This is a genomic window from Methylobacterium sp. PvP105 (genome assembly GCF_017876975.1).
Lineage (GTDB): Bacteria > Pseudomonadota > Alphaproteobacteria > Rhizobiales > Beijerinckiaceae > Methylobacterium > Methylobacterium radiotolerans.
Window position 1 is genome coordinate 383,972 of the sequence record NZ_JAGIPA010000001.1, and the last position, 17,542, is coordinate 401,513.

Below are 17,542 nucleotides of genomic sequence, written 5' to 3' on the forward strand. Positions count from 1 at the left end.
CCCCTAGACCGACAGGAACCGGGCGACGGCTGCCTCGTCGATCCCGTCGCGCGGGGCTTCGTGGACGATGGACCCGTTCTCCAGCACGATCACCCGGTCGGCGACGTCGAGGGCGAAGCTGAGGACCTGCTCCGACACCACGATGGAGAGGCCGCGCGCGTCGCGGATCTTCTTAAGCGTCCGGCCCATCTCCCGGATGATCGAGGGCTGGATGCCCTCGGTGGGCTCGTCGAGGAGCAGGACCTTCGGCCGGCTCGCCAGCGCCCGGGCGATGGCGAGCTGCTGCTGCTGGCCGCCCGAGAGGTTGCCGCCGCGCCGTCCCTTCATCTCCAGCAGGACCGGGAACATGTCGTACAGGTCCTGCGGGACCTTGCGGGTGCCGGTGACCGTCAGGCCGGTCTCGATGTTCTCCTGGACCGTCATGGTCGAGAAGATCATGCGGCCCTGCGGCACGTAGGCGAGGCCCTTGGCGACCCGGGCGTGGCTCTTGAGCCCGGCCACGTCCGCGCCCTCGACCTGGATCGACCCGGCCTTGACCGGCACGAGGCCCATCAGGGTCTTCATCAGCGTGGTCTTGCCCATGCCGTTGCGGCCCATCACGGCGACGATCTCGCCGGGGGCCACCGAGAAGGTCAGCCCGTGCAGGACCTCGCTCTGGCCGTAGGCGGCGTGCAGGTCCTCGACGGCGAGCGCCGGCGTAGCGGATGGGATCATGGCGAGCGGGGGCGCCTGGACCAGGGGCGGATGCGCGGTCTGAAGAGACGCCATCGTCAATGTCCCAAATAAACTTCGATGACCTTCGGGTCGTTCTTGACCCGCTCCATCGAACCCTCAGACAGCACCTTGCCCTGGTGCAGGACGGTCACCCGGTGGGCGATGTCCTCGACGAACTTCATGTCGTGCTCGATCACCAGCACCGAGCGGCCCTTGATGATCTGGTTGAGCAGCTCGGCGGTCTTGATCCGCTCGCCGACGCTCATGCCAGCCACCGGCTCGTCGAGCATCAGCAGTTCCGGGTCCTGGATCAGCAGCATGCCGATCTCCAGCCACTGTTTCTGGCCGTGGCTCAGGAACTCGGCCCGCTCCCGGAGCTGGTCCTTCAGGAAGATCGTCTCGGCGATGGCGTGGATGCGGTCGCGGACCTCCGCGTCCCGCTTGAACGTGAGGGCGCCGAAGACCGAGCGGCCGCGGGGGAACGAGATCTCCAGGTTCTCGAACACCGTCAGGTCGTCGTAGATCGACGGCGTCTGGAACTTGCGGCCGACGCCGGCCTGCACGATGGCGCTCTCGGAGAGCTTGGTCAGCTCCTGGCCCTTGTACTTGATCGAGCCGGCGCTGGCCCGGGTGCGCCCGCAGATCAGGTCGAGGACCGTGGTTTTGCCGGCGCCGTTCGGCCCGATGATCACCCGGATCTCGTCCGGATCGACGTAGAACGACACGTCGTTCACCGCCTTGAACCCGTCGAACGAGACCGTGAGCGCCTCGACGGCGAGGAGGTAGTCGGGCGGGGCCGCCTCGGCGCCGACCACGGGGGAGGAGAGGATCGCGGCGTTCATCGGAGACTCACTCGGCCGGGGCGCCGTGGGGCGGGACGATGGCGGGCGGCGGGGCGCGCAGGCCCTTCACCCGGCGGGTGAGGCGCGGCTCGATATGCTCGCGCCAGATCCCGGCGAGGCCGTTCGGGAAGGCCAGCACCACCGCGATGAACAGGGCGCCGAGGCCGAACAGCCAGAGATCCGGAAAACTCTCGGAGAAGCTGGTCTTGGCCCAATTGACGAGCAGCGTGCCCCAGACCGCGCCGAACAGGGACAGGCGCCCGCCGACCGCGGCGTAGATCACCATCTCGATCGAGGGGACGATGCCCACGAAGGAGGGCGACATGAACCCGACCTGGAGGGTGAACATCGCGCCGCCGATGGCCGCCAGTCCGGCGGCGAAGCAGAAGGCGAAGACCTTGAATCCGGCGACCGAGTAACCCGAGAAGCGGACCCGGTCCTCCTTGTCGCGCATGGCGACGAGGATGCGGCCGAGCTTCGACTTCTTCACGTACTGCGCCGCCAGGATGCAGGCGATCAGCAGGCCGCCATTGACGAAGTACAGGATGACCTTCGCGTGGTCGGTGCGGATGTCCCAGCCGTGGAGGGTGCGCAGGTCGGTGATGCCGTTGATGCCGCCGGTATAGCCCTGCTGGCCGACGATCAGGATGGTCAGGATCGCGGCGATCGCCTGGGTGATGATCGCGAAGTAGGTGCCGCCGACCCGGCGCTTGAACATCGCGAAGGAGATCAGCATCGCGAACAGGACCGGGACGGCGACCGCCAGGATCAGCGTCAGCGGCAGGCTCTTGAACGGCTGCCAGAACCAGGGGAGGGCCGTGATCTGGTTCCAGTCCATGAAGTCCGGGATGCCGGGCGTGGACTGGATCTTCGTGTTCTCGATGCTCGACGCTTCGAGCTTCAAGTACATCGCCATGCAGTAGCCGCCGAGGCCGAAGAACACGCCCTGACCGAGCGACAGGATCCCCGCGTAGCCCCAGCAGATCACCAGCCCGAGGGCGACGAACGCGTAGGTCAGGTACTTGCCGACGAGGTTGAGGCGGAAGCCGTCGAGCACCAGCGGCAGGACGACCAGGATCACCCCGGCGAGCAGGAGCAGGCTCAGCCACTCCACCGGCTTCATGAACGGGTTGTCGTTGACGGTGACGGATTTGGTGAGGGTCTGGACCGGATTCGTCATGGTCGAAAAATCCTCAGCGCCGGACCTTGAGGGTGAAGAGGCCCTGGGGCCTCAGCATCAGGATGCCGACCACCGCGAGCAGGGTGATCACCTTGGCCATCGAGCCGGAGAGGAAGAACTCCAGGGTCGACTGCGTCTGGGAGATCGAGAAGGCCGACGCGATGGTGCCGAGGAGGCTCGCGGCGCCGCCGAACACGACGATCAGGAAGGTGTCGACGATGTAGAGCTGGCCGGAGGTCGGCCCGGTCGACCCGATCATCGTGAACGCGGAGCCCGCGATCCCCGCGATGCCGCAGCCGAGGCCGAAGGTGTAGCGGTCGACCTTCTCGGTATCGATGCCGACGGCCCCCGCCATGGCGCGGTTCGACATGACCGCGCGGACCTGCTGGCCGAAGCGCGAGCGGAAGATCAGCAGCGCGACGCTGACGGTGATCAGGATCGTGACGGCCATGACGAACAGGCCGTTGATCGGGATCTCGATCGTGTCGGTGACCTGCACCGAGCCGATCAGCCAGGACGGCAGCTCGACGCCGACCTCGCGGGCACCGAAGATCGACCGGTAGGCCTGCTGGAGGATCAGCGACAGGCCCCAGGTGGCCAGCAGCGTGTCGAGCGGGCGCTTGTAGAGGAACCGGATCAGGCCCCATTCCACCAGCATTCCGAGCGCCCCGGAGGCGAGGAACGCCAGGCCCATCGCGATGAAGAAGTAGATCGGGAAGAGCGCCGGCAGGTAGGTCTGGAAGAAGGTCGAGCAGAGATAGGTGACGTAGGCGCCGAGGATCATGAACTCCCCGTGGGCCATGTTGATCACGCCCATCTGGCCGAAGATGATCGCGAGGCCGAGCGCCATCAGCAGGTAGACGGAGAACAGGATCAGGCCTGCGAAGCCCTGCATGGCGAAGATCGCGCCGAGGTCGCCGAGGGAGTAGTCGCCGAGCATGGTCCCGTTATCTCCGATCCGAGATGCGCTCCGCCCGCGGCGGAGGCCCGTGATCCCGCTCAGATCACCTCATCCTGAGGTGCCGGAGCGCAGCGGAGGCCTCGGAGGAGGGCTCCAGAACGCGCGCGGGTCCTGGAGAGCTCCTTCGAGGCAGGGCGATCGATGATCGCCCTGCACCTCAGGATGAGGTCGCGTGTTGGAGGCGCGCATACCGCGCGACTACTGGTACCCCTTCGGGAAAGGGTCCGGCTTGATCAGGTCTGGGCTGGTGTAGACGATCTCGAACTGGCCGTCGGGCTTGGCGCGGCCGACCCGGGTCTTCGACCAGAGGTGATGGTTCTCGTCGATCTTCACGTAGCCTTCGGGCGCGCCCTTGAACTCGATCCCGGGCGAGGCCGCCACCACCTTGTCGACGTCGAACGAGCCGGCCTTCTCGCAGGCCATCTTCCACAGGAACGGGCCGAGATAGGCCGCCTGCGTCACGTCGCCGATGACCGTCTTCTCGCCCCACATCTTCTTGAAGGCGGCGACGAACGCCTTGTTGTTCTCGTTCTGGATCGACTCGAAGTACTTCATGCAGGCGTAGGCCCCGGCGATGTTCTCGCCGCCGATGCCGTCGATCTCGTCCTCGGTGACCGAGATCGTCATCAGCACCTGCTTCGACAGGTCGATGCCGGCCGCCTTGAGCTGCTTGTAGAACGCCACGTTCGAGCCGCCGACCACGTCGGCGAAGATCACCTTCGGCTTGGTCAGCTTGATCTTGTTGATGACCGAGTTGAACTGCGTGTGGCCGAGGGGGAAGTACTCCTCGCCGACGACCTTGCCCTTGAGCACGTTCTCGACGTGCTTGCGGGCGATCTTGTTGGAGGTGCGCGGCCAGATGTAGTCGGAACCGATGAAGTAGAAGCTGTCGCCGCCCTTCTCCTTGTGGACCCAGTCGAGCCCGGCGAGGATCTGCTGGGTGGCCTCCTGGCCCGTGTAGAAGACGTTCTTCGACTGCTCCAGGCCCTCGTAGAAGGTCGGGTAGTAGAGGAGGCCGTTGTACTGCTCGAAGACGGGCAGCACCGCCTTGCGCGACGCCGAGGTCCAGCAGCCCATCACGGCGGCGCAGTGGTCGTTGACGAGGAGCTTCTTGGCCTTCTCGGCGAAGGTCGGCCAGTCGGAGGCGCCGTCCTCTTGGATGATCTTGATCTTGCGGCCGAGCACGCCGCCAGCGTCGTTGATCTGCTGGATCGCCAGCTTCTCGGCTTCCTGCGCGCCCGTCTCGGAGATCGCCATGGTGCCGGTGATCGAGTGCAGGATGCCGACGGTCACCTCGCTGTCGGTCACCGCGAGGCCCGTGGTGTTGACCGCCGAGGTCGGCGGGGCCGCCCAGGCCGACCGCGGCATCAGCGCCAGTGCCGGGGCGCCGGCCAGCCCCATGAGCAGTTTGCGCCGCAGCGGGGAGCGCAAGCCGTGATCGGCGCCGGTCTCGGTGTCGTCTGCCATGTGCCTGCCCCTGTTCGCGTCCGGGCCTTGAGAGTCGGTCCGGATCGACGAGCGCAGGCTAGGTCCTGGGTTGCGGTGCGGCCTATACGCGATTTTGCGTATGGCCGTGCTCTTGCATGCGTCGCACCATCGCGGCGGAATACTTTGAGGTCGGGGTGGCTGAGAGCGCGAATAGTGTGGGCATTGCGCCGGTGCGCGATGTTTCGCGCGCGCGTGACCGCCCACGCGCCCTGCCGCCCGGGACCGGCGGTCGGATCGGCCCGGCCGGGACCCCATGAGCGGTCCGCAGCGCATCATCCCCATCCGCCGGGACTACAACCGCTTCGTCGCCGACGAGACGCTGGAGGATTACGCCCTCCGCTTCACCGCCAAGAAGGCGCGGCGCTGGTCGAGCCTCGAGGTCGCGCAGACCGCCCTCGGCTCGATCTCGTTCCTGGCGCTGGAGGCGATCGGCGGGACGCTGGCGCTGACGGCTGGCTTCCCCAACACGGTCGCGGCCGTGCTGGTCGTCGGCCTGATCATCTTCGCCACCGCGGCGCCGATCACGGTCTACGCCGCCCGGCACGGCGTCGACATGGACCTGCTCACCCGGGGCGCGGGGTTCGGCTATCTCGGCTCGACCGTCACGTCGCTGATCTACGCGAGCTTCACCTTCCTGTTCTTCGCCATCGAGGCGGCGATCATGGCGCTGGCGCTGCAGCTCTGCTTCGGGCTGCCGCTCGGCATCGGCTACCTGCTCTGCGCGGGGGCGGTGATTCCCCTCGTCGTCTACGGGATCCGGCTGATCAGCCGGTTCCAGATCTGGAGCCAGCCGATCTGGCTCGGCCTGAGCCTGCTGCCGCTGATCTTCGTGGCGGCGCAGGGCGCGGGGCCGCTGCGGGCGCTCGCCGGCTTCCCGGGCCTCGACGGCGGCGGGGCCAACTTCGATCTCGCCCGGTTCGGGCTCGCCACCGGCGTCCTGCTGGCGCTGCTCGCCCAGGTCGGCGAGCAGGTCGACTTCTTGCGCTTCGTGCCGGAGCCACAGGGCCCGCGCGACCGCCGCTGGTGGCTGGCCGTCCTGTCGGGGGGCGCGGGCTGGATCCTGCCCGGGATGCTGAAGATCCTGCTCGGCGCCGCGCTGGCGGTCCTGGCGCTGGGCCACGGCGTCCCGGCCGAGCACGCTGCCGAGCCGACCCGCATGTACGCGGTGGCCTTCGGCTACCTGACGGGCGAGGGGAGCCGGGCGGCTCTGCTCCTCACCGGGCTGTTCGTCCTCGTGTCGCAGCTCAAGATCAACCTGACCAACGCCTATGCCGGCTCGATCGCGTGGTCGAACTTCTTCTCGCGCCTGACCCACAGCCATCCCGGGCGAGTGGTCTGGCTCGTGTTCAACGTCGCCATCGCGGTGCTCCTGATGGAGCTCGGCATCGACAAGACCATCGAGAGCACGCTGCCGCTCTACGCCTCCGTGGTCTCGGCCTGGGTCGGGGCCCTCGCCGCCGACCTCGCGGTCAACAAGCCGCTCGGCCTCTCGCCGCCGGGCATCGAGTTCAAGCGCGCCCATCTCTACGCCGTGAACCCGGTCGGCACCGGGGCCATGGCGCTGGCCCTCGCGGCCGGGGGCGCGGCCTATGTCGGCTGGCTCGGCGCGACCCTGCAGCCCTTCGCGCCGCTGCTGACTCTCGCCATCGCATTCTGTGCGGCCCCGGCGATCGCCTGGGCCACGGCCGGGCGCTGGTATCTCGCCCGGACGCCGAAGCAGGATTGGGGCGCGGCCGAGGTGGTCTGCCGGGTCTGCGAGCTGCCCTTCGAGGGCGAGGACATGGCCCATTGCCCGGCCTACGACGCGCCGATCTGCTCCCTCTGCTGCTCGCTCGACGCCCGCTGCGGCGACCTGTGCAAGCCCCATGGACGCCTGGAAGCGCAGGCGCAGGCCGCCGTCGCCCGGATCCTGCCGGGCCGAACCGCCGCCTGGATCGGCGCGCCGCTCGGCCGCTACCTCGCGGTGATGCTGACGCTCTGCGCGGTGATCGGGCTGATCCTCGGGATCGTGCACGCGGGCGCGACGATCGCCCACCCGGAGAATCGCGAGTTCCTGCGCACGGCGCTGACCAGCGTGTTCTTCACGCTGGTGGTGATCCTCGGCGTCGTGGCGTGGCTGTTCGTGCTCGCCCAGGAGAGCCGGCGCGTCGCCCAGGCCGAGACGATGCGCCAGACCGCGCTCTACCAAGCCGAGATCGCTGCCCACAAGGTCACCGACGCCAAGCTGCAGGAGGCCAAGGAGCGGGCCGAGGCCGCCAACCAGGCCAAGAGCCGCTACGTGGTCGGGATCAGCCACGAGCTGCGCACGCCGCTCTCCACCGTCCTCGGCTACGCCCAGCTGCTCGAGTCCGACCCGGCGATCCCGGCGCACCGCGTCAACGGCCTGCGGGTGATCCGGCGCAGCGCCCAGCACCTCTCCGGCCTGATCGACGGCCTCCTCGACATCTCGCGCATGGAGGCGGGACGCCTCCAGATCCACCGGGACGAGGTCCGGCTGACCGACTTCCTCGACCAGCTCGTCGACATGGTCCGTCTCCAGGCGCGGGAGGCCGGACTGGAGTTCCGGTTCTCGAGGCCCGAGATCCTGCCGGCGGTGGTCGCCACCGACGAGAAGCGCCTGCGGCAGGTGCTGCTCAACCTCCTGTCGAACGCCATCAAGTTCACCGAAGCCGGCACCGTCTCGCTGGACCTGAGCTACCGGAGCCAGATCGCCGTCTTCACGATCCGCGACACCGGCCCGGGCATCCCGGAGGCCGATCTCGCGCGGATCTTCGAGCCCTTCGAGCGCGGCTCGACCCCGGCCGCCCGGAGCACGCCGGGGACCGGGCTCGGGCTGACCATCGCCAACCTGCTGGCGCAGCTGCTGGGCGGCGAGATCACCGTGACGGCCGCCCCGGGCGGCGGCACGCAGGCGCGGCTGCGCCTGATGCTGGCCTCCGTGGCCCAGCCCGCGCCGATCGCCCCGCCCGCGCCGACGGCGTCCCCGGAGCGGGCCTACGCGGGGGCGCGCCGGACCGTCCTGGTCGCCGACGACGACAGCGCCCACCGCGCGCTGATGCGCGCGATTCTCGAGCCGCAGGGCATCGCCGTGCGGGAGGCCGGGTCGGGAGCCGAGTGCCTCGCGATGGTCGCGCAGGGTGGCGTCGACCTCGTCCTCCTCGATATCGCGATGCCCGGGATGAGCGGCTGGGCGGCGGCGGCGGCGTTGCGGCAGGCCGGTCATACCGGCCCGATCGCCATGATGTCCGCCAACGTCCACGAGATCAGCCCGACCCGCGGCGACGACGCCCCCCACGACGCGATCTTCGCGAAGCCCTTCGACCTGCGCGACGTGATGGAGCGGATCGGCAAGCTCCTGCACCTCGAGTGGACCGAGGGCGCCGCGCCGGCGCGGCCCGAGCCCGTCCCGGCCGCCGCGGACCTCCCGGGACCGGGGCCCGAACATGTCGGCGAACTCCTGCGCCTCGGCCGGATCGGGCACATCCGCGCCATCGAGGCCAAGCTGACTCAGATGGAGGCGGATGCGACCGTGCCGCCCGCCTTCGTCGCCCGCATGCGCGGACTGGTCGAGGGGTACGACCTGCGCCGCTACCTCTCGGTCCTGCAGGAGCTCGCCCGCCATGGCTGAGGCGCCGACGGTTCAGCCGCACCGGGACATCGTCCTTGTGATCGACGATTCACCCGATACGCTGAGCTTCCTCACCGAGGCGATCGAGCGGTCCGGCGCCACCGTGCTGGTCGCGGTCGGCGGCGATCTCGCCCTGACCCTGGTGGACGAGATCACGCCGGACGTGATCCTGCTCGACGCGGTGATGCCGGGCCTCGACGGGTTCGAGACCTGCCGGCGGCTCAAGGCCAAGCCGCAGCTCGCCGGCGTGCCGGTGATCTTCATGACCGGGCTGAGCGAGACCGAGCACATCGTGAAGGGGCTCTCTGCCGGCGGGGTCGACTACGTCACGAAGCCCATCGCCCCGGACGAGATCCTGGCCCGGATCCGCGTGCATCTGGCGAGCGCCCGCGCCGCGCAGAGCGCCCGGGCCGCCCTCGACACCGCCGGGAGGACGCTGTTCGCGGTCGCCGAGGACGGCACGGTCCTGTGGTCGACGCCGCAGGCCGGGCGTCTGCTCGCCGGACTCGGCGCGGATCCGTCCGGCGCCCGCGCGCTGCCCGCCGGCGCCCGCGACTGGCTGCGTGGCTGCCTCGCCGGCGCCGCCCAGCCGCTCGCGCTGACCGATCGCGACGGCGTCGCCTACGCCCTGAGCTTCATCGGCCGCACCCCGGACGAGATCCTGCTCCGCCTGTCACGCGACGCGCTGTCGGCGGGGGTCGAGCGGCTGCGGGCGCGCCTGCCGGTCACCGGGCGCGAGGCGGAGGTTCTCCTCTGGCTGTCCCGGGGCAAGTCGAGCCGCGACATCGGCGAGATCCTCGGGCTCAGCCACCGGACCGTGACGAAGCACCTCGAGGGCATCTACGCGAAGCTCGGTGTGGAGAACCGCACGGCCGCCTCGATCATCGCGGCGCGGCACCTGCAGGATTGAGCCCGCTCGCGAACCGGTCGGCAGGGTTGCGGTGGCCGCGGATCCCCAAGCTTGTCCACAGGCCCGGGTGCTCGGGGAAACGCCTTGGTAAGCCCCGCCGCCTCACGGTCCCAGCTCAGCCCGACAAGCCGAGTCCGGATGCGATGATGACCAGCCAGCAGCTCGCCGACGAACTGAAGCGGATCGCCACCACACAGGTCAGCGACATCACGCGGGCGGTGAAGGAAGGCCAGAAGTCGATCGCCCTCAACGAGGTGCGGGACATGGCGCGGCGCCTCGGCCTGCTCGCGGACGCCTTCGATCCGAAATCCGCGGCCGACAGGTCCGAGCCCGCCGCCGATACCGCCGGCGATCCGCTGGACGACGCTCAGGCCGCCTGACACCCGTTGCCGGCGGTGTCCCGCCGGCCCCTCCGAGGAGCGCTCCATGGTCCGCGCCCATTTCACCATCCGCCTCGGCAACGCCTCGCTCCCGGCCTCGGCGGCCCAGTGGGTCGAGGATGCCGAGGCCGCCCGGTCGACCGCGCGCACGATCGTGCAGGGGCTGATGCGTCAGCACGGCGGTGACCCGCGCCTCATGGAGGCCGCGATGGTGATCACCGACGACGACGGCGCCGTTCTCCTGGAGATGTCCTTCTTCGACACGCTCTACCTGCCGGTCGAGCCGGTCCCGGACGCCGACCGGCGCCGGCCGCGCGCGCCGCGCAGGGCCGCGCCGCGGGGACTGACCGCCGCCCTCGGGCCCGTCCGGCGCCTCGCCGGCGCGCTCGGCATGCGCGCGCAGCAGCCCCTGTCCGGGCGGTGAGGCCCGCTCAGCCGTAGAGATCGCCGACCACGAAGCCGCGCGGCGCGAGGCGCTCGGCCAGCACGCGCCGGTGGCAGCCGGCCGGATCGCGCTCGAAGCAGAGCAGGCAGATCGGCGACGCCTCGGCGAGCGCGGCGAGCTCGTCCAGCGCCGCGATCCCGGCGGCGGTATCCAGCACCTCCTCGCAGTAGATCCGGCGCATCAGCCCCGCGTCCCCGGCCCGCGCCGCCTGCCGGCCGGATTTCGGGGTGCCGAGGCTGCGCAGATGCGCGTAGCCGAGCCCGGCCTCGTGCAGGGACGTGCCGAGCGCGCCCTTCGAGAAGCCGCGCTTGCGCGAATTCGCCACTGCCCGGACATCCGCCAGCACCGCGACGCCGGCCGAGCGCAGGACGCCGACGAGGCGCTCCGGGTCGAGGCCTTCGTAGCCTATGGTAAAGAGTTGCTTACTCACGGTGTCCCGTCCGGACTCGCGTTGCGGAACCGCGACTTAGCCGGATGCGGGCCTGTGAACCAGCCGGGGATCGGCGCCGTATGTCGCGGGGATGCAACGCGTCCCGGAATTCCGCCGCAATGATCGCAAAGCTCCGTTAACCGCGCCGGGGCCATCGAATACGCCTGTCTGTGGCGCTTCTTCGGTGGCGGGCTAAACACTGATGTCGCGGATTTTAGAGCTTTCGCGGTCGCCGTTCGGGGAAGTCGCTCGGAACTTGAGCGAACGCCTGAGGCCGGCCCGTCGCCTCGCCGGCCGGTTCGCCGCCGCCGCCATCCTGGCCGGGCTCGCGGCCTGCGCGTCGAACAACGACTTCTATCCGACCAAGGGCGACGTGAAGCCCCATCCGGGCGTGGCCAAGGCCAAGCTTCACCCGATCCAGGGCATCGACATCTCGAAGTGGCAGGGCAACGTCGACTGGGCCTCGGTCCGGGCCGCCGGCACCCAGTTCGCCTTCATCAAGGCCACCGAGGGCGGCGACCACGTCGACGAGCGCTTCCGGACCAACTGGGACGCCGCCGCCCGGGCCGGCGTGCCGCGCGGGGCCTACCACTTCGTGTTCTGGTGCCGCTCCGCCAGGGAGCAGATGGACTGGTTCAAGAAGAACGTCCCGAACGACCCCACCGCGCTCCCGCCGGTCCTCGACGTCGAGTGGAACGGCCACTCGCAGACCTGCCCGAAGAAGCTGCCCAAGGCCCAGGCCCTGGCGATGGTCACCGAGATGCTCGAGGAGATGGAGCGCTACACCGGCAAGCGCCCGATCATCTACACCGACATCACCTTCCACAAGGACGTCCTGGAGGGCGAGCTCCCCGACTACCCGCACTGGCTGCGCTCCACCGCGGCCGAGCCCGAGCAGCGCTTCGTCAACCGCAAGTGGATGCTGTGGCAGTTCACCTCCACGGGCCGGGTCCCGGGCGTGCGCGGCGACGTCGACCGCAACGCCTTCTACGGCACGCCGTCCGAGTGGGCCTCGTTCCTGGCCACCGACTGCGACCCGCGCGAGCACAAGCGGCTCTCGGAGCAGGGTCTCTGCACGGATAAGTAGATGAAAGCCTTCGGCAAAACCTAGGTTAGTTCAGGGGCGCAGAGCGCGGGGTATGGCTGACGGGCCCGCGCACCGGCGGGCGAGCCTCGAGAGGATCCTGACGGGAAACTCTCCTCCCGCACCTCTCCGTCCCCCATGCCGATCGACTCTGCCGCCTCCACCGGCAACCTGCTCCTCGACGCGCTGTCTGGTTCGGACCGGGCCCTGATCGCGCCCCATCTGGAGCCGGTGACCTTCGCCAAGGGCGACACGGCGCTCTCGGCGGCCGTCGCGGCGAGCCACGTGATCTTCCCCCACGTCCAGACTGTCGTGGCGCTGATCGTCGCCACGCGGGACGGCAGGACGGCCGAGATCGCGAGCGTCGGGCACGAGGGTGCGATCGGCGGGATCATCGGAGAGGGCCGGCTGCCGGCCGCGGTCAGCGGGTTGGTGCAGGTCGGCGGGGCTGCGCTGCGCCTCGACGCGGAGCGTCTCCGGCAGGCTGCGCTCGGATCCGAGACGCTCCGCGACCTGTTCGCGCGCTACGCCGACTGCTTCCTGGCCCAGCTGTTCCAGATCGCGGCCTGCAACGCCCTGCACCCGATCGAGCAGCGCTGCCTCCGCTGGCTGCTGTCGCTGCAGGACCGGACCGGCGGCGACACCCTCCCGATCACCCACGAGTTGCTGGCCTCCATGCTCGGGGTCCAGCGCACCTACCTCACCCGGATCCTGCGGGTGCTGCAGGAGCAGGGCCTCGTCCGGGTCGGCCGCGGGCGCATCACGATCCTCGACCGCCGGGCGGTCTCCAACGCCGCCTGCGAGTGCCACGCCCGCGTGCGGATCCAGTGCGAGGCGGTGCTCGGCGCGGCCTACGGGGCCGACACGAACCGCCGGACCGAGCCGGCCGAGACGCTCTCGCGACTCCGGTGAGGGACCGGCGCGCGGTCAGTCGACGACCGGCACGCAGACCGGCGCCGCGAGACCCGGCACCGGCGCCACCACCACGTCGATCCCGTAGATCAGGCGCAGCAGGTCCGGCGTGACCGTCGCGGCGGCGGGCCCGTCGGCGACGAGGCGGCCCGCGTGCAGGGCGATGAGTCGATCGGCGCAGAGCAGGGCGTGGCCGGGATCGTGCGTCGAGAACAGCACGGCGATGCCGGCCTCGGCGAGGCGGCGGATCTGCCCGAGGACGCGGGCCTGATTGCCGAAATCGAGGCTGGCGGTCGGCTCGTCCATGACGAGGAGCCGCGGCTCGCCGCTGAGAGCCCGCGCGATCAGCGCGAGCTGCCGCTCGCCACCGCTGATCTCGGTGTAGACCTGATCGGCGAGGTGCCCGATTCCCAGGGCGGCCAGAGCCCGCTCGGCGGCCGCGACGTCGGCGCGACCGGGGGCGGCGAACGGGCCGAGCCGGCTCGCCCGGCCCATCACGACGACCTCGCGCACCGTGAACGGGAAGAACGCCGCGTGCGCCTGGGGCACGGCGGCGATCGCGCGGGCCACGGCGACCCGCGACAGCCGCGACAGATCGGCGCCGTCGAGGATCACCCGCCCGGCGCGGGCCGGCAGCAGGCCGAGCAGCGTCTGGAACAGCGTGGTCTTGCCGCCGCCGTTCGGCCCGACGAGGCACATCACCTCGCCCGCGGTGAGGTCGAAAGACACGCCCTGGGCGACGGTGCGGCCGGCCGTGCGGCCGCCGTACCCGACGGCGAGGTCCCGGACCTGGAGCAGCATCAGCTGAAGCCCCGGCGCCCGGACGCCAGCAGCCAGAGGAAGAACGGCGCCCCCACGAGCGCCGTCAGGATGCCGAGGGGCACCTCGACGGTGCCCAGATTCCGCGCGATCAGGTCGACCAGCACCAGGTAGCCCGCGCCGAGCACCAGCGAGGCCGGCAGCAGGCGGCGGTAATCCGGCCCGACCAGGAGCCGAGCGACGTGCGGCACGATCAGCCCGATCCAGCCGATGACCCCGGTCATCGCCACGGCCGCCGCCGTGATCAGGGTCGCGCCGGCGATCAGGACGGGACGGAGCAACCGAGTTTCCACACCGAGGGCCCGCGCCTCCGCGTCGCCGAGACTCATCAGGTTCATGCGCCAGCGCAGGAGCACCAGGGGCACGAGGCCGAGCAGCATCATCGGCAGGGTGGCGGCGACGTCGCCGAGGGTGACCGAGGATAGGCTGCCGAGGAGCCAGAACGTGATCGCCGGCAGCTGGTTGTAGGGATCGGCCAGGACCTTGAGGAGCGAGATGCCAGCTCCGAGCACCGCCCCCACCGCGACCCCGGCCAGGACCAGGGTCAGGACCGGATCGTGCCGCCGCACGGCGAGGCCGACGCCGTAGACCGCCGCGACGGCGCCGAGCCCGCCCAGGAAGGCCAGGGCCTGGATCGGGGCCACCGGCAGGCCGAGATAGATCCCGAGCACGGCCCCGAGCCCGGCGCCGGCCGAGACGCCGAGGATGTCGGGCGAGACCAGCGGGTTGCGGAACAGGCCCTGGTAGGTCGCCCCCGCCGCCGAGAGGGCCGCGCCCACGACCAGCGCGGCGATCACCCGCGGCAGGCGCACCTGCATCACGACCGTCTCCGCCGTCGCCGGGGCCCGGGCCGGCAGCCCGAGCAGCCGGTTCCCGAGGATGGCGGCGAGGTCCGCGGGCGCGACCGGGTACTTGCCGACAGCCAGCGCGAGGGCGGTCAGCGCCAGCAGGGCGAGCCCGGACAACAGCGCAGCGGGCAGGCGGCGTCGGGCGCGCGCCCGGATCATCACGGCGGCGGCCGGGACGCGGCTCACCGGGCCGGGCCCGGGGACGAGCCCGGTGTCGAGCTCGGCCGAGCGCCCGGCGTCGGGGCGAGGAGAGCGGCGACCTGACCGGCATCAAGGTCGACGTGGTAGAAGCGACTGTAGAAGGCGCGCGCCACGTCGGGCATCGGCTGCGGGAACAGGTCCGGATGGAGCCGGGCCGCGAGCCAGCGCAGGCCGATCAGCCGGTTGACCCCCGGCGGCGCGTCGAACCACGGGAACGGCTGGAGCGGCGCCACGTAGACCCGCCCGCTCCGTACGGCCCGGACGTCCCGCCACAGCGGGTCGGCGCTCAGCCCGGCCGCGAAGGCCGGATCGAGGGTGACGATCACGTCCGGATTCCAGGCGAGAACCTGCTCGGGCGAGACGTTGCCGAGGCGGCCGCCACCGTCCTGCGCGACGTTGCGGCCGCCGGCGACCTCGACCAGCTCGGTGTTGATCGATCCGGCGAACCCCGTCTCCAGCCCGCGCGGCCCGCGCGCGTAGTAGACCCGGGGCCGCTTCTCCTCCGGGACCGCCGCGACGGCGCGCTCCACCGTGTCGGCGAGACGCTGGGCCTCCGCCGCCAGGGCGTCCGCGTCGGACTGACGGCCCAGGGCCGCGCCGAGCTGCCGATAGGCTTCCGGGGTCTTCGCGAGGCTGCCGTCCAGCAGGATGTAGGGGATCCCGGTCTGGGCCTGGACCCGGTCGGCGAGCGACGCGTAGGTCGGCCCGAGGCTGCCCGAATCCACGATCAGGTCGGGCTTGGCGGCGAGCACCGCCTCGACATTCGCGGTCCCGCCGCGCCCGGTGAGGCGGCCGTAGGCGGGGAGCGCGCGGGTCCGGGGCTCGAGGAAGGGCATCGCCGCGGGATGCGGGGCGCTCACCCATCCGGCCATCAGGTCGGGCGCCAGGGTGTAGAGCAGCACCGCGGCGGGCGGTCCCGCGGCGAGCACCCGCCCGACCCGCTCGGGGAGCTCGACCGTGCGGCCGGCCGCGTCCGTGAACGGGCGCGCCGCCGCCCCGCCGGACGCCGCCAGCAACGCGATCAGCGCCGCGGCCAGGGCGCGGCGGCGGCCGGCTCTCGGCGCCATCAGGCGGGCTTCCGCTCCAGGATCTCGATCAGCGCGCCGTCGGGTCCCTCCACGAAAGCGATCCGCAGGTCGGGACCGCGCGCCGTGATGCCGGTCCGCACCGTCACGCCCCGGGCGATGAGATCGGCCATCGCGGCCTCGATGTCGGCGACGCGCAGCCCGACATGCTCGATCCCGAGACAGGGCGTGGCGGTCGCCGGCGCGATCTCATCCGGGGCCTGCTCGATGAAGACGGCGAGGCCGCCGAGGTCGAGCACGACCCGCTGCACGGGGTCCGCGCCGACGCGCTTCACCTCCCGGGCCCCGAACGTCTCGACGTAGAAGGAAGCGGCCGCGACGGCATCGCGGCTGCGCAGGTGGAGGTGGTCGCAGGCGTAGTGCATCGGCTCTCCGGCCCCGGATGACATGGGCGGGTGCGGCCCCCGGTGCCGTCGCGCCGGAGGCGCCGCTGCGCGCCGGGTCCGACGATAGGGCCGGCGCGGAGCCGCGGCGAGACCGGCCGCTTGACGTTCGGCACGAACCCGCAGACTTTCGCCGCCAGGACCGTTGCAGGGATGCAACATCCATCCCACATCCCGGTCGCGAACCCACATCGCACAGCCAACCGCACAGCCAAGAGATCCATGCGCAATCCCTACGACGTGCTGGGCGTGGCCAAGGGGGCGAGCGAGGCCGAGATCAAGAAGGCCTATCGCAAGCTCGCCAAGGACTTCCACCCCGACCGCAACAAGAACGACGCGAAGGCCAAGGACCGGTTCGCCGAGGCGAACTCGGCCTACGAGATCCTGGGCGACGCCGAGAAGCGCAAGCAGTTCGACCGCGGCGAGATCGACGCCGAGGGCAAGCCGCGCGCGACCGGCTTCGAGGGATTCGGAGGCTTCGGCGGCGGACGCGGGGGCAATTTCGACTTCGAGAACATGGCGCGCGCCCAGCGCGGCGGCGGCATAGGCGGCGGCATGGGCGAGGACATCTTCTCGCACATCTTCGGCGAGGCGTTCCGCGCCGGCGGCGCCGGTCCGGGCGGCCAGCGCCAGGCGGCCAAGGGCGAGGACGTCGCCGCGGAGCTGCTGGTGACGCTGGAGCAGGTCGCCAGCGAGGAGAAGCTGCGTCTCGCTCTGCCCACGGGCCGTGAGGTCGACGTCGTCATTCCCCGCGGCGTGGTCGACGGCCAGACCATCCGGCTGCGCGGCCTCGGCCAGAGCGGCGGGCCCCGGGCCGAACCGGGCGACGCCCTGCTGACCATCCGGATCCGGCCGCACCCGCGGTTCACCGTCGAGGGGGCCGACCTGCGCACCGGCGTCGACGTTCCGCTGGAGGATGCCGTGCTCGGCGGCACGATCCGCGTGCCGACGCTCACCGGTGCCGTCGAGATGAAGATTCCGGCAATGACGAGTTCCGGCCGGACCTTCCGCCTCCGCGGCAAGGGGCTGCCGAAGAAGGACGGCACCCGCGGGGACCTGTTCGCCACCACGGCGATCGTCCTGCCGGAGGGCGAGGACGCGGCCCTGACCGAATTCGCCCGCGGCCGCCGGGCCACCAATGCGGCCTGACGGGCGGGAACAGCCTTCGGGGCGCGCCTGACCGCGCTCGGTGGCGTCCCGGACTTCCGTCGCCGGGCCGCCTCCGCTAAGGA

At 71.0% G+C, this 17,542-nt stretch carries 17 protein-coding genes; 7 read left to right on the top strand and 10 right to left on the bottom strand.

All coding sequences use genetic code 11. The annotated features are described in order from the left end of the window. Positions 1–3: 3 nt before the first annotated feature. The 5 genes from urtE to urtA form a co-directional block, all read right to left on the bottom strand. Positions 4–714 carry an urea ABC transporter ATP-binding subunit UrtE gene (gene urtE / locus J3A75_RS01905; protein WP_041372884.1) on the bottom strand — a complete coding sequence of 237 codons (711 nt, stop codon included), beginning with the start codon at positions 712–714 and terminating at the stop codon, positions 4–6. Between the two features lie 56 nt (positions 715–770). Next, positions 771–1,556: an urea ABC transporter ATP-binding protein UrtD gene (gene urtD / locus J3A75_RS01910; RefSeq protein WP_012322397.1), complete on the bottom strand. Its 786-nt coding sequence runs from the start codon at positions 1,554–1,556 to the stop codon at positions 771–773. A gap of 7 nt (positions 1,557–1,563) precedes the next feature. Continuing rightward, on the bottom strand, positions 1,564–2,736 hold the full coding sequence (gene urtC, locus J3A75_RS01915; RefSeq protein ID WP_012322398.1) for an urea ABC transporter permease subunit UrtC: 1,173 nt from the start codon (positions 2,734–2,736) through the stop codon (positions 1,564–1,566). A 13-nt stretch (positions 2,737–2,749) separates the two neighbouring features. After that, a complete protein-coding gene (urtB, locus tag J3A75_RS01920) occupies positions 2,750–3,676 on the bottom strand; it encodes an urea ABC transporter permease subunit UrtB (protein ID WP_012322399.1) in 927 nt (308 codons plus the stop codon). A gap of 219 nt (positions 3,677–3,895) precedes the next feature. Further along, positions 3,896–5,164, bottom strand: a complete 1,269-nt coding sequence (gene urtA / locus J3A75_RS01925; protein ID WP_012322400.1) for an urea ABC transporter substrate-binding protein — start codon at positions 5,162–5,164, stop codon at positions 3,896–3,898. A gap of 274 nt (positions 5,165–5,438) precedes the next feature. Between urtA and J3A75_RS01930 the strand changes: the two genes are divergently transcribed. From J3A75_RS01930 to J3A75_RS01945, 4 genes are all read left to right on the top strand, one after another. Then, complete coding sequence (locus J3A75_RS01930; protein WP_012322401.1) at positions 5,439–8,813, top strand: ATP-binding protein; 3,375 nt, start codon at positions 5,439–5,441, stop codon at positions 8,811–8,813. Further along, the gene (locus tag J3A75_RS01935) at positions 8,806–9,723 is read left to right on the top strand and encodes a DNA-binding response regulator (protein ID WP_029361375.1); all 918 of its coding nucleotides are present in this window, start codon (positions 8,806–8,808) and stop codon (positions 9,721–9,723) included. The genes J3A75_RS01930 and J3A75_RS01935 overlap by 8 nt, the downstream gene beginning before the upstream one ends. A gap of 143 nt (positions 9,724–9,866) precedes the next feature. Next, positions 9,867–10,103 carry a hypothetical protein gene (locus J3A75_RS01940; RefSeq protein WP_012322403.1) on the top strand — a complete coding sequence of 79 codons (237 nt, stop codon included), beginning with the start codon at positions 9,867–9,869 and terminating at the stop codon, positions 10,101–10,103. 46 nt (positions 10,104–10,149) lie between these two features. Next, positions 10,150–10,527: a DUF6894 family protein gene (locus J3A75_RS01945; RefSeq protein ID WP_012322404.1), complete on the top strand. Its 378-nt coding sequence runs from the start codon at positions 10,150–10,152 to the stop codon at positions 10,525–10,527. Between the two features lie 7 nt (positions 10,528–10,534). On the opposite strand, the gene J3A75_RS01950 is transcribed toward J3A75_RS01945, so the two are convergent. After that, on the bottom strand, positions 10,535–10,978 hold the full coding sequence (locus J3A75_RS01950) for a DUF488 family protein (RefSeq protein ID WP_029361377.1): 444 nt from the start codon (positions 10,976–10,978) through the stop codon (positions 10,535–10,537). 202 nt (positions 10,979–11,180) lie between these two features. On the opposite strand from J3A75_RS01950, the gene J3A75_RS01955 reads away from it, so the two are divergent. Beyond that, positions 11,181–12,065, top strand: coding sequence for a GH25 family lysozyme (locus J3A75_RS01955; RefSeq protein ID WP_012322406.1), 885 nt, complete (start codon positions 11,181–11,183; stop codon positions 12,063–12,065). A 135-nt stretch (positions 12,066–12,200) separates the two neighbouring features. Further along, positions 12,201–12,974, top strand: a complete 774-nt coding sequence (locus tag J3A75_RS01960; RefSeq protein ID WP_053621308.1) for a Crp/Fnr family transcriptional regulator — start codon at positions 12,201–12,203, stop codon at positions 12,972–12,974. Between the two features lie 15 nt (positions 12,975–12,989). Here J3A75_RS01960 and J3A75_RS01965 read toward each other — a convergent pair whose 3' ends face one another. From J3A75_RS01965 to J3A75_RS01980, 4 genes are read right to left on the bottom strand one after another with little or no spacing between them, the layout of a single operon-like run. Next, a complete protein-coding gene (locus J3A75_RS01965) occupies positions 12,990–13,775 on the bottom strand; it encodes an ABC transporter ATP-binding protein (RefSeq protein WP_024828044.1) in 786 nt (261 codons plus the stop codon). Beyond that, entirely contained in the window at positions 13,775–14,800 is a 1,026-nt protein-coding gene (locus tag J3A75_RS01970) for a FecCD family ABC transporter permease (protein WP_012322409.1), read from the bottom strand. Before J3A75_RS01970 ends, J3A75_RS01965 begins: the two co-directional genes overlap by 1 nt. A 23-nt stretch (positions 14,801–14,823) precedes the next feature. Next, entirely contained in the window at positions 14,824–15,909 is a 1,086-nt protein-coding gene (locus J3A75_RS01975) for an ABC transporter substrate-binding protein (protein ID WP_024828042.1), read from the bottom strand. Further along, complete coding sequence (locus tag J3A75_RS01980) at positions 15,909–16,292, bottom strand: VOC family protein (RefSeq protein WP_012322411.1); 384 nt, start codon at positions 16,290–16,292, stop codon at positions 15,909–15,911. The genes J3A75_RS01975 and J3A75_RS01980 overlap by 1 nt, the downstream gene beginning before the upstream one ends. Before the next feature lie 240 nt (positions 16,293–16,532). Here J3A75_RS01980 and J3A75_RS01985 point away from each other — a divergent pair, with 240 nt between their 5' ends. Then, positions 16,533–17,459, top strand: a complete 927-nt coding sequence (locus J3A75_RS01985; protein WP_209649656.1) for a DnaJ C-terminal domain-containing protein — start codon at positions 16,533–16,535, stop codon at positions 17,457–17,459. Positions 17,460–17,542 lie beyond the last annotated feature (83 nt).